A 15,168-nucleotide genomic window follows, 5' to 3' on the forward strand; every position below is an offset into this window, starting at 1 on the left:
CTTACGCTCACCGCTGGAGATCAGCCGGACCGTCTCCAGCTTGAACTCGCGCGTGAACTGCCTTCGCTTCTCGGCCATGTGTCACCTCCCGCCCGTAACCTACGGGCTTATCTTGGTGTCCACCAAGCCGGGGCAATCCTAGAGGAGGAATGCGGATCACCTCTGTTCCTCTGGCGGTTCCCGGTTCCTCTGTACCTTCCGATGTTGTTTTTCCGGATTCAGTATGAGCATGAGGTGTGATCACGAAAACCCTCCCCGCCGCGAAAAGGCGAAGGAGGGTCCGTGCATCCATCCATGAAAACCGCCGTTTTGATCAGTCCGCGGCTTCGCGCTGTTCCTGGCCGCCGATGGCGCGGAGGGCCTGGTCGAAGTCGGCGATCAGGTCGGCGGCGTCTTCGATGCCCAGCGAGACGCGAAGAAAGCCGTCGCGGATGCCGTTGGCTTCGCGCTGTTCGGGCGTCATGGCCGCGTGCGAGGTAAAGCGCGGCTCGCTGATCAGCGTCTCCACGCCGCCCAGGCTGGGCGCCAGCTTGGCAAGCCGGATCGCGCGGACAAAGCGGTCCGCCGCCGGCCCGCCGCCCGCCAGCTCGATCCCCACCATCCCGCCGAACCCATCCAGCACCCGCCGCGCCACCTCGTGATCCGGGTGCGAAGGGAGCCCGGGGTAGAAGACGCGCGCCACCTCCGGCCGCGACTCGGCCCAGCGCGCGATCTCCATCCCGTTGCGGTTGTGGCGCTCCATGCGTACCGACAGCGTCTTGATCCCCCGCTCCAGCAGCCACGCGCCGTGCGGGTCCAGCACCGGCCCCCACACCCGCGTCCGCTTGCGCGCCTCGCCAATGCGCTCCGCGCTCCCCGCCAGCACTCCGGCCGTCACGTCGCTGTGCCCGCCCAGGTACTTGGTGGCGCTGTGCATCACGATGTCGGCGCCGTGCTCCAGCCCGCGAAAGTGCACCGGCGAGCCGAACGTGGCGTCCACAATGACCACGGCGCCGTGCGCGTGCGCAACCTCGGCGATCGGCGCCAGGTCCAGCACGCGCAGCAGGGGGTTGGACGGCGTCTCACCCAGAACGACGCGCGTGTTCGGCCGCAGCGCCCGCGTCCACTCCGCCGTGAACATGTCGGCGTAGGTGGTTTCGATCCCCATCCGCGACAGCTCGCGGTCCAGCAGCGCGCGCGTTCCGCCGTAGATGGCGTCCGTCGCCACCACGTGGTCGCCGGCCTGCAGCACGGAGATCAGCGCCATCGCCATCGCCGCCATCCCGCTGCCGACCACCAGCGCGTCCTCCGCCCCCTCCAGCGCGGCGATCCGCTTCTCGAGCAGCAGGTGGTTGGGCCCGTTGCCGTAGCGCGTGTACCACACTTCGGCCTGGCCCGACGGGTCGCTGTAAAAGGTGGTGGTGGGATAGATGGGCGTCACCACCGGCCCGCCCACCTGCGCCTCCGGGTGGCCGGCGTGGATGGCGCGCGTGGAAAAGCCCTCGCCGGACCGGTCCATCCGCCTACTCCTGGAGAAACGCGGAAAGCGGGGAGACGGTGCCGTCCACGTGCACCGCCGCCACCCGCTTGAGATAGAAGTGCGCCAGCGTCGCCGTGACGGTCTCGCGCGCCAGCCCCGTGTCGTCCGCCAGCTCCGCGCGCGACGCGCGGCCGCGGCGCACCAGCGCGTCCCACACCGTGCGCTGGTCGGGATCGGTCACGCCCAGCAGCTCCGTGTGCCCCGCGTCGGTGATGGCCACCAGCAGCAGCTCGTGGCGCTCCAGCACCGCCTCGATGGCCTCGGCATGGTGCTCGTGCAGGTTGCGGACGATGAAGAACGCCTCCGCCGGCCGCTCCTCGCCCAGGTAGCGAAGCAGCAGCTTGGCCACGATCTCGTCCGCGCACGAGTAGTCCAGCACCCGCACCTGGCCAAAGTCCAGGATGGAGAGCGTGACCTGCGGCGCGCCTTCCATCTCGGCGATCTGGCTCTCCACGCCGGTACGGATGGCCCGCCCCGTGGGGCGGGTCACCAGGTTGCTGAAGAGCGAAGTCACCGAGCGGCGGCCGACGTGGCTGAGGTCGATGGGTAGCGGAGCGACCTTCCGCCCGTGCAGCATGGCGTCAGGCCGCGTCGCCCTCGTTAACCGTAACCTTCTCCATCTTGTCGCCCCGGGCGATCTGGAAGATCACGTCCTGCCCCTCGGTCACCTTGCCGAACACGGTGTGCACGCCGTTCAGGTGGCGCGTGTTGGCCTCGCTAAGCACGATGAAGAACTGGCTGCCGCCCGTGTCTTTGCCGGCGTGCGCCATCGACAGGGCCCCCACCTCGTGCTTGTGCGGGTTCCCCTGCGTTTCGCACCGGATCTGCCAGCCCGGCCCGCCGGAGCCCACGCCGCGCTCGTTGAGCCCCTGCTGCCCCTTGGTGATGGGGTCGCCGCCCTGCACCACGAAGTCCGGAATCACCCGATGGAAGATGATGCCGTCGTAGAAGCCGTCCTTCACCAGCTTGGTGAAGTTGTCCACCGTCCCCGGCGCCTCGTTGGGGTACAGCTCCGCGGTAAAGGAGCCCTTGTTGGTCTGAAAGGTTACGGTCGGCATGGCAGTCAGTGCGTGAGTGAAAAAAGTACGAAGTACGAAAGTACGAGAGTACGTTTACGAGAGGCCGGGTGTGCCTGGCGGATGCTGTTCCGTACTCTCGTACTCCGTACTTTCGTACTTCTCAGCGACGGATGTTGCCGCTCCGCGTGCCGGGACGCGCCGGCGGCGGCGGCGCGGCGGGGGCCTCCGCCTTGGCCGGCAGCACGATCAGGATCTGGGCGCCGGGAAAGGCCGCCAGCTCCGTGGTCATCGGCTCGCCGTCGTCCCATTCCGGCACGTCGCTGATGCGCGCGGTGCCGCTGCGGATGGCGATCTTGCCGCCCCAGCGCCCCACGCGGCGGCGGATCTGCTTGAGCCCCTGGCCGCGTCCCGGATCGCGAAAGCGCGTGACGCCGTGGATGAAGGCGGCCTCCAGCGCCGTGGCGTCGCCCCAGCGCTCGCCAAACCGGCCCGCGTGCTCGCGCTCCAGCGACCCGCGAAACCCCACGCCCAGGTCGATGACGGCGATCACCACCACCCGCTTGTCCACCCGCCGCCACCGCTTGTACGTCTGGATCCCCACCCACCCCGGCGCGTCGGCGTGCTCCACGATGTTCTGCGACACCTCGGAAAGCAGCATGCTGAACGCCATGGCGTCCGCCGGCGAGTAGCCCAGCTGGTCGCTGAACAGCTTGCTGATGCGGTGCTCGTTCAATTCCTCGATCACCCCGTGCACGTCGTCCGGCGACCCCACGACGGTGATGGGAAGGAGCACGCTGCTCTCGCCCGCGCGCGACCGGGGCGCGTCGTGCATCTCGAACACGCCCTCCGCCGCGGCCACAAAGCCCATCCGCGTAAAGTACCCCGCCACGTCGGCGGACTGCGGAAACTGCAGGATGGGCGGCACGCCGTCGCGGGTAAAGTGCACACCCAGCGCCAGCAGGCCCGTCATCCCGTACGGGTCGGCAAAGCGCACGTGGCGCGCGTCGAACAGCAGGCGCTCGTCCGCGCCCGCCTGCGACGCCTCGGCGATCAGGGCGTCGAACGCGTCGGAATCCAGCGTGGGAGGTACGGCGACTACGCGGGTCATCGGGCTCGGCGGCGGGGCGTGTTCATCAGGGCAACTTAGCACGCGACGCGCGGGGGAGAAAGTGCGGGAGCGGCGGACCGCGGCCGTGCAGACGCGACACGCCCCCTCCCCGCTTGGGCGCGGAGAGGGGGCGTGCGTCGCGGGGCCCGCGAAGGGGGCCAGCGTGGCGTCAGCTGTTGGCCTCGCCACCCTCGACGCCGAAGCAGCCCAGCACGTCATTTACGAACTGCCGCTGGCAGTCACGGTCGCCGACGCCGCAGAGAACGAAGCGGCCGGCCGCCCGCAGCACACACATGATCGGCACGCGGGCGAGGGCCTCGCTCTCCTCGACCGACAGCTCCGCCGCGGCCATATCCTTGATCTGACGTTCGGTCTGGCTCATGAATCCTTCCCGGCTACAGGTATGCAGGGAGGGCGTTTCCCTCCCGCACCCGTTATGGAAGGACGGGCCAGGCCGATTTCCCGGACTCGCCGATCGAGACCGCCGCCGGCTGAAGGTGCACGTACAGGTCCGTGGCGCCGCGAACGCCCATCTTCGCGCCGGCAAAGGCGTGCGCTCGGCGGACGGCGTCGACCACCGGCAGGCCGGCGAGGAGCGAGGAGAAGAAGGAGACGCCCCACACGTCGCCCGCCCCCGTGGGGTCGCCGGCGAGGCTGCCCTGGGCGGGGGGGATGGCCGTGGAGCGGACCACCGGGACCTCGCGCGGCCGCCACCCCGGCCAGCGGAGCGGGTCCGAGGGAAAGCCGGGACGGACCGTAGCGCGGGCGCCCTCGCCACCCTGAGTAAGGAGCACCATCCCCGGCCCGTGCGCCAGCAGCCGCGCCGCGCGCGCTCCCGCGGATTCGTCCGCCGGGCCGCCGAGCATCGCCAACTCGTCCTCGTTCAGCTGCACGGCGTGAAAGCAGGCGGCCCAGCGCTCCCACTGCGGCAGGCTGCGCATCTGGCGGACGCCGGCGCCCGGGCAGCCCAGAAAGAGCGAGTGCAGATCCGCGTAGATCGGGCCCGTAAAGGACGCACGCAGCCGCTCCGCCGTGTCCAGCTCCATCTCGAAGCCGGAAAGAAAGTTGACGTACAGCGCGTCGATCCCCTCCAGACGCGGCGCCAGCTCATCCCACGTCCACGCGTTCACGCCGCCCGTCAGCCGCTCGCCGCGCCGCACGTCGTCCGTGTAGCGAAGCTCCACCCGGTTGTTGGGCTCCGGGACGACGAGAACGCCCGGCCCGGCGTCCATCCCAGGCAGCCCCGCCATGAACCGCCGCGCCTCGTCCGCCAGGTCGCTACCCACCTTTACGATCGGCACGATCTCCCACCCCTCGGGGCGCGCCGCCGCCGCCGCGGCCAGCGAGTACGCCACCCCGCCCCACGTTTCGAACGGCCGCCCGGCCTGCACGTCTTCCAGCGTCCAGATCGTATCCCAGACAAACGTGCCGACGACGCCCAGCTTCATAGTGCGTGAGTGCGAAAGTGCGTGAGTGGCGACATCGAATGAGATCGAGCCGCGCCCGCGGGGGCCCTCACCCGCTCGCTAAGGCTCGCACCCTCTCCCGCAAGCGGGAGAGGGTATAAACGTCGCTCATGCCGGCGGTGCGTTTCCGGTGTTGAAGCCCCGTTCGGCGTGTGTAACGAGCCGAACGGGGCTTATCGCTTTCCCAGCAGCGGGTTTACCCGCTCATCCTGGGGCTTGTCAGCCCCTTTGTTTCGTTCGTCCCGAACCCCCGCCCGCCTCACCCCGCCGGCGCGAGCAGTTCCAGGATCTCCTCCAGCTCCGTGCGCAGGGAGCGCACGAAGGAGCGCTCCAGGGCGCGCGAGGCCAGCTCGGCGGCGGCGCCCTCCTGGCGCAGCTCGTCGATGCGCTTGCGGGCCCCTTCCAGCGTGTAGCGCTCGTCGTGCACCAGGTGGCGGATCAGGGCGATCAGCTCCAGGTCGCGGGCGCGGTACACGCGGTTCCCCGAACGGTTCTTGGGCGGAGACAGCGCCGGGAACTGCGTCTCCCAGTAGCGCAGCACGTGCGGCTTTACGTCGAACAGCGCGCACACCTCGCCGATGGAATAGAACTCCCGCTGCGGCCGCTTCATCCCTTGTCTCCGTCCGTTCCGGCCGAATGCACCCAATCGTCCACGTTCACCGAACCCGCGGCTGCACCGCCGCCCGCCAGTCCGCGAAGGCGGCCTTCGTGTGGTTGTTGCCGCGAAGTCATTCGCCCTTCCCGCCCTTCCCGCCCTTCCCACACTCCCTTCAATCCTGCTCCGGCTTGGGCTCGCGCATCATCAGCTGCTCGATGGCCTCGCGCGCGTTCAGCCCCTCGAACAGCAGCGCGTACACCGCGTCGACAATCGGCATCTCCACGCCGCTGCGCTGCGCCAAGTCGTGCGTGCTGCGGGCCGTGCGCACGCCCTCCGCCACCATCACCATCCCGCCCAGGATGTCGTCCAGCGACCGCCCCTTCCCCAGCTCCACGCCCACGGTGCGGTTGCGGCTCAGCCCGCCCATCGACGTCAGGATCAGGTCGCCGATCCCCGCCAGCCCCGCCAGCGTGCGCGGGTCGGCCCCCAGCGCCGCGCCCAGACGCATGATCTCCGCGAGCCCGCGGGTGATCAGCGCCGCCTGCGTGTTGAAGCCGTATCCCAGGCCCTCCACCACCCCCGCCGCGATGGCGATCACGTTCTTTACCGAGCCGCCCAGCTCCACTCCGCGCACGTCGTGGGTGGTGTAGACGCGAAAGTACGGCGTCTGAAAGGCCATCTGCGCCCGCACCGCCGCCTCCTCGTCCTCCGACGCCATCGTCACCGCCGTGGGATAGCGGAGGCCGACTTCGCGCGCGAAGCTGGGTCCGGAAAGAAAGCACGCCGTGCGGCTGACGTCGGCGGGGAGCACGTCCGCAAGCACCCCGTCCATCGTCTTGAGCGATTCGTTCTCGATCCCCTTGGACGCGCTCACCACCAGCGCGCCGGGCTCCATGTGCGCCGCCGCCTGCGCCATCACCTGGCGGACGACGTGCGAGGGCGAGACGGACAGGACCAGGTCCGCGCCGCGCAGCGCCTGGGCCATGTCGGGCGTGGCGCGCAGGGAGGGGTGCAGGTCGATGCCGTCCAGGTACTTGCGGTTGCGGTGGGCGCCGTTGATGTCGTCCGCCACGTCCTGCTCGTAGCTCCAGACGATCGTCTCCGTCCCCTTGTCGGCCAGCAGGTTGGCCAGCGCCGTCCCCCAGCTTCCCGCCCCGATCACCGCCGCGCGCGCCGTCATTCCGCAGTCTCCGCGTCCGCCGTCACCGCCGCCGCGGCCACCGTGGCCTGCGGCTCCTTCTTGGCCCCGAACCGCGGCTCCGTTCCTTTCAGAATACGTCCCACGTTGCTGCGGTGGGCAAAGATCACGAACGCCACCACCGCCATCCCCAGCACGCGCACCTCCATCCGCGTGGGCACCACCCACACCATGATGCCGACGGCCAGCGCGGCCAGGATGCTTCCCGCGGAGACCATCCGCATCCCCTTGAGCACCGCCAGCCATACGCCGACGCCGACAAGCAGCGGCACCGGCGCCAGCGCCGCGAACACGCCCGCGCTGGTCGCCACCCCCTTGCCGCCCTTGAAGCGCATGTAGACGCTGAACACGTGGCCGATGATGGCCGCCGCGCCGTACGCCAGCTCCCACCGCCAGTCGCCGGTGTTGTCCCACTGGCTGAACGCCGCCACCGGAAAGGTGCCCTTCAGGATGTCGAACAGCATCACCGGCGCGGCAACCTTGGCCCCCAGCACGCGAAAGGTGTTGGTGGCGCCCAGGTTGCCGCTGCCGTGCTCGCGCAGGTCGATCCCCCTGGCCAGCCGCCCGGCGATGTAGCTGGCCGGGATGGCGCCCAGAAGGTAGGAGGCGACGACCAGCAGCCAGGGGCTCACTCGTCCTCCTCCTCGTCGTCCCAGCCTTCCTCGAACTCCTCGTCGCCGTACTCCTCGAACTCGCCGTCCAGCCCGCCGTCGCCGCGCACGTACTCCACCTCCACCTCGCCGTCCTCGCCGTCGTGGTCGCCCACCACCTGCGGCGTTCCCTGCTTTTTGCGCGGGCGGCCTTCCGTGTCCTCACGGCGGCGCAGGCGCAGCACCAGCGGCGAGCCGGTAAAGCCCCACGCCTCGCGAAAGCCGCGCATCAGGTACCGCTCGTAGCTCTCCGGCACGCCGTCCGGCTGCGTGCACCAGAGGATGAAGACCGGCGGCGCCACGGCTACCTGGGTGCCGTACTGAAAGCGGATCGGCCGGCCGTGGTGCGAAGGGGCCTTGGTGCGCATCACCAGCGCGCGCAGCACCTCGTTCACCTGGCTGGTGGGAATGCGGCGCTGGCGCTGCTCCTGCACCTCAAGGATCAGCTCCAGCACCTTGTTCACCCGCTGCCCCGTCTTGACGCTGGTGAACAGGATGGGTACCCAGTGCAGGTACGGCGCGCGGTCGCGGATCTCCTTTTCGTACCGCGGCGCCGTCATCGTCTCCTTTTCAACCAGGTCCCACTTGTTGGCGATGACGATGAGCCCCTTGCCCGCCTCCCACGCCTTTTCGGCGATCTTCAGGTCCTGCACCGCGATCGGCTCCTGCGCGTCGATCATCAGCACGCACACGTCCGCCCGGTCGATCGCCCGCTCGGTGCGGATGGAGCTGTAGAACTCCACCCCCTCGTCGATCTTGGCCTGGCGCCGCAGCCCCGCCGTATCGACGAAGATGAACGTCTTGCCGTGGTACTTCATGGGCGTGTCGATGGCGTCGCGCGTGGTCCCCGCCACGTCGCTCACCACCAGCCGCTCCTCGCCCAGCAGCCGGTTGACGAAGGATGACTTGCCGACGTTCGGGCGGCCGATCACGGCCACGCGCAGCGCCTCTTCCTCCTCCTCCGTCCCCTCGGGAAGCTGCCAGACGATCTGGTCCAGCACGTCGCCGCTCCCCTTGCCGCTGGTGGAGCTCACGGGGAACGGCTCGCCCAGCCCCAGGTCCCAGAAGTCGTGGTGCGCCACGGCCGTGGGGGCGCCCAGGTTGTCCATCTTGTTGACCAGCAGCAGGGCGGGCTTGTCGGTCTTGCGCAGGCGCTCGGCGACGGCGTAGTCCAGCGGGTGCGGACCCGCCTTGCCGTCCACCAGCAGCACCAGCACGTCGGCCTCGCCGATCGCGGCCAGCACCTGGTCGCGGATCAGGCGGTCCATGGGCTCGTCGGACCCTTCCACCATGCCGCCGGTGTCGACCAGGTAGAACTCGCGGCCGTTCCACTCGGTGCGGGCAAAGTTGCGGTCGCGCGTCACCCCGGGCCGGTCCTCGACAATGGCGATGCGCTCGCCCAGGACCCGGTTGAAGAAGGTGGACTTGCCGACGTTCGGCCGCCCCACGACGGCCACCACTGGGAGCTTCATGACTTCTCTGGATTGATTTGAGGACGGCGCTGGGCCATCGACCGCAACTTCAAACGACGTATCCGGGCGTGTCCCTGCGCTGCGCTGCGGGCCGGGCTGCGCGCCGTGTTCTCGGCCCTGCGGGCGCGCATCCCTCACGCAAAGCGCTTCGCGCTTCTCTCCCCTCCCCGTTAGGAACGAACGGGGAGGGGCCGGGGGAGGGGCACCATCCCCCAACGCGAACGAGCGGCCCCGGCAGCGCCGGCGGCCGCTCGCGGCAGGCGGACGCGCACAGGTGTGGCTTTCCGTCTATCGAGCCCGGGCGAATATGCCCGCCCCGCGCGGACGCGTCAACAACGCGCCCACGCGGGCGTCACCACTCCCGCACCCCGCCCTATCTCACCAGCGTCGCGTCGTCGTCGCCCGCCGGCCTGGCGTCGTCACCGCGGATGATCGTGACATCGTCGCGGCCGGCCAGCGTCGCGTCGTCGCGGCCGACAAGCGTCGCATCGTCATCTCGCACCAGCGTGGCGTCATCATCACTGATTTCGCCGTCGCCGCTGGTGTACGACTCGACGAGGTCCATCGCCTCGCCGAACTCCCACACCGGCGCCAGCACGCGAACGATGCTCAGCTCGCCGATGTCCACGGGAAAGGCGTGGTCGTCCTTCTGCGAGTAGACCTGCGCGTCGATCCCTTCGGCCTGCAGGTTCTGGACGATCAGGTCCGCTTCCAGCGGGTCGCCGGTGGTGTACACCTGCGCCCATCCTTCGATGATGGGGACGTGCGCGTGCAGGTCGCACAGCGCCGCGCGCTTTCCCGCCGGGTCGCTGCCGCAGACGGTGCGGCCGCACAGCACGCAGCGGTACGCGGCGTTGCGCGACGGGTCGTCGTCGCAGGGCACGGGGGCCTGCAGAAAGCCGCAGGACGGGCATGCGTCGCCGCCGGCATACTCGGCGCCGCAGCGGGGACAGGTGAACGTGGCTTCGGGGGCTTCGACGGACAAGATAGGCTCCGGACTGGGCTGACGGCGGGAGAACCGCACGGTGTTTACCTTCGGCTACGCGCGGGGGAAGCGCAAGAAGCGTGCAGGGTGCTGGCGGGAGGGTGAAGAGGTGAACGGGTGAAGGGGTGAACGGGCGGATGTTGTGCCGGCGGCGGGCCCCTTTACTCGCTCAGGCTCGCACCTCCCCCAAAAACCCCTGGGGGAGGTGGACTTCGATCCCGCTGCGACGGGACGAGGCGCAGGAGCCCGCCACGGCACACCACTCCTCGCCGTTACAACAACCTTCCCCCAGGTTGTTTTTGGGGGAAGGTGGGCGGGTGGTGCCCGCCCGGATGGGGGCGCGCCGGAACTGGCTACACGCACCGGAGCAACTCCGTTATACCGAATCCGGAAAAACAACATCGGAAGGTACAGAGGAACCGGGAACCGCCAGAGGAACAGAGGTGATCCGCATTCCTCCTCTGTTCCTCTGGCTGTTCTCTGTTCCTCTGTACCCTGACCTCTGTTTTCAGTAGTCCGACTTGAGGTGAGGTGTTTTGCCGGATTCGGCGTGAAACCATCTTTTCTGGTGGATATGAACGAAAAACGAGGCGCGGCCCCGAAACGTCTCCGGGCCGCGCCTCGTCGTTCAGCCTGCGGATGCGGGTCAGCGCGTCTCGTAGACCGAGACCTTGCCGTCCTTGGAAAACGCGATGATGTCGTACGGGTCCTTGCGGCCGCCGGGAACCTCCATCCCGGGCGAGCCCGCCGGCATCCCCGGCACCGCAATGCCGGCCACCTGCGGGCGCTCGGCCAGCATGCGGCGGATCACGTCGGCGGGAACGTGGCCCTCGACCACGTAGCCGTCCACAATGGCGGTGTGGCAGCTGGCCAGGTGACCCGGCAAGCCGTGCTCCTGCTTTACCGGCGCCACGTCGGGCATGTCGTGCACCTCCACCGCAAAGCCGGCCGCCTGCATGTGATCCACCCACGAGCGGCAGCATCCGCAGGTGGGCGTCTTGTAGACGACCATCCGCGTGCCCTGCGCGGATGCCGCTGCCTGTCCCGGCTGGGACGCCGATGCCACGGTCTGCCCGGCCGGGGACGCGGACGCCGCACCGGACTCGGCGGCGGGCGCGGGATCGGCCTTTCCGGCGCCGTTGCAGGCGCCCAGGGCCAGCAGCAGGAGCACGGCGGCCCGGCCACGCCGGGAAAGGACGTTCGACTTCATGGCGCTCGTTCGTTTCACAGGGAAGGACAGGACGGCCCGCGCGGAGTGCGCCCACCGGGTACACCGGGCGGCGCTCCGGGTTCGCTCCGCGGCATACTCGCCCCATCCCGTTCCCGTCGCCCGAAACTGGCCGCGAAGGCAAGTGGATGGGCACCAAGGGGATGCGGAGGGTGCCGCCGCGCGGGCACGGAGTTGGCTATGAAACGGATTCGAGAAGCGCTGGGAATACTCAGCCAGAGGAGGAAACGATGACCTCGATGTTCGTCGGCGCGCTGGTGCTGGCCCTGGCCGGCTGGGCGATGCGTCTGTGGCTTCTGGCCCAGCGCGCCGAGCACCTGGTGGTGCTGCGGCTGCAAGCCGGAACGTTCCTGCTGGCCCGTCAGCCCGAGGGCCGGTTCGTGCTGGTCAACCCGCTGCTGGTGCCCGCGGTTCTGTGGCGCTACGAGGTGCTGCTGACGGTGGAGCGCTACCGTGCCCTGCGCACCGCGCTGGCCCGGCCCCTTCGCTGGACCCGCGCGACCGCGCACCTGCACTGACGCGCGGCGCATCGGATGAGGGATGAGAATCGCCCCCGGGCCCGCCGCCCGGGGGCGATTTCCGTCCGGTCCCGGGGATCCGCCCATGTGTGATCGCCACGCTCCATCGTAGCGCCTTTCAGCGGGCATCCGTCCGCATCCGCACTCTTTACAGTCGAACCTGCTGACGACGGCGCGTGAATCGCGTACGTTGCCCCTCCGCGCGGCGCTTCCGCGCTCCCCCTCCACACACCCGAGCTGTCGCGTACCGTGACCGACCAATACGATGCCTGGGGCGCGCTGGCCCGCCTGCGCAAGGCAGGGCCGCTGGTGCACTGCATCACCAACTACGTGGCGATGGACGTGACCGCCAACACGCTGCTGGCGATCGGCGCCTCGCCCGCGATGGTGCACGCCAACGAAGAGGTGGAGGACTTCGTTTCCATCTCCAGTGCCCTGGTGGTGAACATCGGCACGCTTTCACCCGCCTGGGTACAGGCCATGGGGCGCGCCGCGGACCGGGCCGTCGCGCGCGGGACGCCGTGGGTTCTGGACCCGGTGGGCGTGGGCGCCACCGACTACCGCACCCGGACCGCCCGTGACCTGGCGGGCCGCAAGCCGTCCGTGGTGCGCGGCAACGCATCGGAGATCCTCAGCCTGGCCGGCGAGGTGGGCGGGAGCAAAGGCGTCGACAGCACACGCGGCGCCGAAGAGGCCGCCGGCGTGGCGCGCGAGCTGGCCCGCGGGCTTGGGTGCGTCGTCGCCGTCACGGGCGCGGTGGACTACGTGACCGACGGCCGCCTGACCCTGGCCGTAGAGCACGGGCACCCCATGATGACGCGTGTTACGGCGCTGGGCTGCGCGCTCACCGGCGTTACCGGCGCCTTTCTGGCCGTAGAGCCGGAGCCGCTGCTCGCCGCGGCCTACGCGCTGGCCCTCTTTGGCCTGGCGGGGGAGATGGCGGCCAGCGGCGCCATCGGCCCCGGCACCCTGCGCGTGCGGCTGATCGACGCGCTGCACGTGCTCGACACCATCCCCCGCACCGAGCTGCGCATCCGCGAGGTGTGAGGCTGAGAGTATGTGTAGAACCACCGGGAGCCTGATTTCCCGAGGGAGGCGCCGCTGCGAACCTGCTGCTACAAAGGCACTTTGGCGTCGACCGAAGGATCTCGCCGGCAGCACCCGGGGGCTGGACCTGTGCCGCCGGGCCAGCCCCGCGATTGCCGAGACGAGATCCTTCGGTCGCGCGTGAGCGATTGAGTATCGTCAGGTTCCGGAGGCGCGCTCCCTCAGGAAATCAACCATTCTCCCTGTCCGGTATGTCACACATGACTGCAACGTTGCGGGAGCGGGCAATCGAGCTGATTCAACAGCTTTCGCCCGAGGCGAGCGTCGAAGAGATGATGGAGACGCTGTACTTCCTGTCCAAGGTCGAGGGCGGCCTGCGGCAGGTCGATGCCGACAGGGTTGTCTCTCACGAGGAAGCAAGGCGCCGATTCGGCCGGTGAGGTGAGTCTGACACGCTGGCGGAACGGCGGATGCGGGGCCCGGGTTCAACGCCCGGGCCCCGATGTGCATCCATGCTGCGGGACGCTGAGAGATTCGTGATCGACGTGAGGAGTGGCAGATGAAGATGAGTGGAGTACGGCTGATCGCCGGGGCGCTGGCCGCCGGCGTGGGGGTGGGGTTCGGGGCGGCGGTGGGGGCGGACTTTCGGGGCGCGCCGCCGGCGTACGCGCAGCAGGAGGGTGAGGAGGCGAGCGTCGTGCGCGTGGCGCGGCAGGTGACGCCGGCCGTCGTCAGCGTGACGACGGCGAACGGGGCGGGGTCGGGCGTCATCATCCGCGCGGACGGGGTGATCCTGACCAACGCGCACGTGGTGGGCAACAGCACGCGGGTGGAGATCGGCCTGGCGAACGGGCAGCGCATCGCCGGGCGCGTGCTGGGTGGCGACCCCAGCATCGACGTGGCGGTGGTGGACGTGGAGGGCACCGACCTTCCCACGGCCGCGCTGGGCAACTCCGACCAGCTGCAGGTGGGGCAGACGGCCATCGCCATCGGCAACCCGCTGGCGCTGGAGCGCACGGTCACACGCGGCATCATCAGCGCGCTTAACCGCAACCAGGAGCAGATCGGGCTGGACGAGCTGATCCAGACCGACGCGGCCATCAACCCTGGCAACTCGGGCGGGCCGCTGCTGGACTCGCGCGGCCGGGTGATCGGCATCAACACCGCCATCCTGCGCGGCGGCGGCGGCGTGGGCGCCGAGGGGCTGGGCTTTGCCGTCCCCATCAACCTGGCCAGCGACGTCGCGCGGCAGGTGCTGGAGACGGGCAGGGTGCGGCGCGCCTTCATCGGCATCCAGTACGGCGACGTGTCGCCGGAGATGGCGCGCGAGTTCAACCTGCCCGTGGAGCGCGGCATCATCATTCTGGGCGTCCAGCCGGGCTCGCCCGCGGCGGCCGCCGGCATCCGCCGCGGCGACATCATCACCCGTATGGACGACGTGGCCCTTACGAACGTGGGCGACCTGCGCCGCGCCATCCGCGAGCGCAACCCCGGCCAGGAGGTGACCTTCTCCGGCCTGCGCCCCGACGGCCCGTTCACCGCGCGCGTACGGCTGACGGAGCGGTAAGCTGTGGCGGGGCTGGAACGCGCGTTGCTGCCTCTGCCGGCTCCTGACCGGAACCTGTGAGACGAGGTGGATGATGCGGTACGACGAGGGATACGGGCGGCACGGCGGGTGGGAGATGCGGATGGAGCACGGCGACCACGGCTACGACCGCGGCTACCGGGACCCGCGCCAGGGCCGCGGCGGGCCCACGGAGCGGCCATGGGTGGGCGGATACCGCGAAGGGTACCAGGGCGGCTCCGGCGGATACGCCGTGGGGACCACCGGCCCGCTGTACAACGACGACCACGGCTACGCCCGCGACTTTCACGAGCGCGGCTACCGCCGCCCGCGTGGCGCGCAGCCGCCCCAGGGGCGCATGCGCGTGAGCGGCCGCGACCTGGATCCGTCGTTCGGGCGCGGCGAGCACGGCGACACGTTCACGTATGACGAGGGAGGCGCGTCCGGCGGCGGGACCGGCCGGGGCGGGGGATACGGGCGGGACTTCCGCGGCGGCCAGGGGCGTGAGTACGATCGGGGGATGCGCGGGATCGGCGGCTACGGGCGTGACTTTCAAAACGATCCCCGCTGGACCCGCGAGCGCACCCGCTGGTTCTGACCACGGCTCACTCGCATCGGGGAGCCGCGAAGGGGCGTCGGAGGATCCGGCGCCCCTTCGCGTCCCGCACCCACACCCTCGTACCCTCGTACCCTCGTACCTTCCCGCACTCCCGCACTCCCGCACTCCCGCACTCCCGCACTCCCGCACTCCCGCACTCCCGCACTCCCGCACTCCCGCACTCCCGCACTTTCCCTT

General features: G+C 69.9%; 18 protein-coding genes. 6 read left to right on the forward strand and 12 right to left on the reverse strand.

Annotation, left to right across the window (positions count from 1 at the left end):
• The coding region (locus tag ACOJUJ_RS03125; RefSeq protein WP_420125383.1) for a hypothetical protein at positions 1-240 on the forward strand (240 nt) is incomplete at its 5' end.
• A gap of 73 nt (positions 241-313) precedes the next feature.
• On the opposite strand, the gene ACOJUJ_RS03130 is transcribed toward ACOJUJ_RS03125, so the two are convergent.
• The 12 genes from ACOJUJ_RS03130 to ACOJUJ_RS03185 form a co-directional block, all read right to left on the reverse strand.
• Entirely contained in the window at positions 314-1,498 is a 1,185-nt protein-coding gene (locus ACOJUJ_RS03130; protein ID WP_420125384.1) for a trans-sulfuration enzyme family protein, read from the reverse strand.
• A 4-nt stretch (positions 1,499-1,502) separates the two neighbouring features.
• Positions 1,503-2,096 (reverse strand): hypothetical protein, encoded by a 594-nt coding sequence (locus ACOJUJ_RS03135; protein ID WP_420125385.1) that lies wholly within the window; start codon positions 2,094-2,096, stop codon positions 1,503-1,505.
• Positions 2,097-2,100: 4 nt separating this feature from the next.
• The gene (locus ACOJUJ_RS03140; RefSeq protein WP_420125386.1) at positions 2,101-2,577 is read right to left on the reverse strand and encodes a peptidylprolyl isomerase; all 477 of its coding nucleotides are present in this window, start codon (positions 2,575-2,577) and stop codon (positions 2,101-2,103) included.
• A gap of 121 nt (positions 2,578-2,698) precedes the next feature.
• Entirely contained in the window at positions 2,699-3,646 is a 948-nt protein-coding gene (locus ACOJUJ_RS03145) for an ATP-binding protein (RefSeq protein WP_420125387.1), read from the reverse strand.
• 169 nt (positions 3,647-3,815) lie between these two features.
• Positions 3,816-4,028: a hypothetical protein gene (locus tag ACOJUJ_RS03150; protein ID WP_420125388.1), complete on the reverse strand. Its 213-nt coding sequence runs from the start codon at positions 4,026-4,028 to the stop codon at positions 3,816-3,818.
• A 52-nt stretch (positions 4,029-4,080) separates the two neighbouring features.
• Positions 4,081-5,094, reverse strand: coding sequence for a PfkB family carbohydrate kinase (locus ACOJUJ_RS03155; RefSeq protein ID WP_420125389.1), 1,014 nt, complete (start codon positions 5,092-5,094; stop codon positions 4,081-4,083).
• Positions 5,095-5,371: 277 nt separating this feature from the next.
• On the reverse strand, positions 5,372-5,722 hold the full coding sequence (locus ACOJUJ_RS03160; protein WP_420125390.1) for a MerR family transcriptional regulator: 351 nt from the start codon (positions 5,720-5,722) through the stop codon (positions 5,372-5,374).
• A 160-nt stretch (positions 5,723-5,882) separates the two neighbouring features.
• A complete protein-coding gene (locus ACOJUJ_RS03165; protein WP_420125391.1) occupies positions 5,883-6,890 on the reverse strand; it encodes an NAD(P)H-dependent glycerol-3-phosphate dehydrogenase in 1,008 nt (335 codons plus the stop codon).
• Positions 6,887-7,540, reverse strand: coding sequence for a glycerol-3-phosphate 1-O-acyltransferase PlsY (gene plsY / locus ACOJUJ_RS03170; RefSeq protein ID WP_420125392.1), 654 nt, complete (start codon positions 7,538-7,540; stop codon positions 6,887-6,889). The genes ACOJUJ_RS03165 and plsY overlap by 4 nt, the downstream gene beginning before the upstream one ends.
• Positions 7,537-9,030: a ribosome biogenesis GTPase Der gene (der, locus tag ACOJUJ_RS03175; RefSeq protein WP_420125393.1), complete on the reverse strand. Its 1,494-nt coding sequence runs from the start codon at positions 9,028-9,030 to the stop codon at positions 7,537-7,539. Before der ends, plsY begins: the two co-directional genes overlap by 4 nt.
• A 373-nt stretch (positions 9,031-9,403) precedes the next feature.
• A complete protein-coding gene (locus ACOJUJ_RS03180; protein ID WP_420125394.1) occupies positions 9,404-10,015 on the reverse strand; it encodes a putative signal transducing protein in 612 nt (203 codons plus the stop codon).
• Positions 10,016-10,661: 646 nt separating this feature from the next.
• Positions 10,662-11,225, reverse strand: coding sequence for a DUF411 domain-containing protein (locus tag ACOJUJ_RS03185; RefSeq protein WP_420125395.1), 564 nt, complete (start codon positions 11,223-11,225; stop codon positions 10,662-10,664).
• Between the two features lie 248 nt (positions 11,226-11,473).
• Here ACOJUJ_RS03185 and ACOJUJ_RS03190 point away from each other — a divergent pair, with 248 nt between their 5' ends.
• From ACOJUJ_RS03190 to ACOJUJ_RS03210, 5 genes are all read left to right on the forward strand, one after another.
• Positions 11,474-11,761, forward strand: coding sequence for a hypothetical protein (locus ACOJUJ_RS03190; RefSeq protein WP_420125396.1), 288 nt, complete (start codon positions 11,474-11,476; stop codon positions 11,759-11,761).
• A 249-nt stretch (positions 11,762-12,010) separates the two neighbouring features.
• Positions 12,011-12,808, forward strand: coding sequence for a hydroxyethylthiazole kinase (gene thiM, locus ACOJUJ_RS03195; protein WP_420125397.1), 798 nt, complete (start codon positions 12,011-12,013; stop codon positions 12,806-12,808).
• A 260-nt stretch (positions 12,809-13,068) separates the two neighbouring features.
• Entirely contained in the window at positions 13,069-13,248 is a 180-nt protein-coding gene (locus ACOJUJ_RS03200) for a hypothetical protein (RefSeq protein WP_420125398.1), read from the forward strand.
• A 119-nt stretch (positions 13,249-13,367) separates the two neighbouring features.
• Positions 13,368-14,375, forward strand: a complete 1,008-nt coding sequence (locus tag ACOJUJ_RS03205) for a S1C family serine protease (protein ID WP_420125399.1) — start codon at positions 13,368-13,370, stop codon at positions 14,373-14,375.
• Positions 14,376-14,448: 73 nt separating this feature from the next.
• Positions 14,449-14,970 carry a hypothetical protein gene (locus ACOJUJ_RS03210; RefSeq protein WP_420125400.1) on the forward strand — a complete coding sequence of 174 codons (522 nt, stop codon included), beginning with the start codon at positions 14,449-14,451 and terminating at the stop codon, positions 14,968-14,970.
• The last annotated feature ends 198 nt before the right edge of the window (positions 14,971-15,168 follow it).

Origin of the sequence: Longimicrobium sp. (assembly GCF_048594345.1) — a bacterium.
In the GTDB taxonomy this organism is placed as follows: Bacteria; Gemmatimonadota; Gemmatimonadetes; order Longimicrobiales; family Longimicrobiaceae; genus Longimicrobium.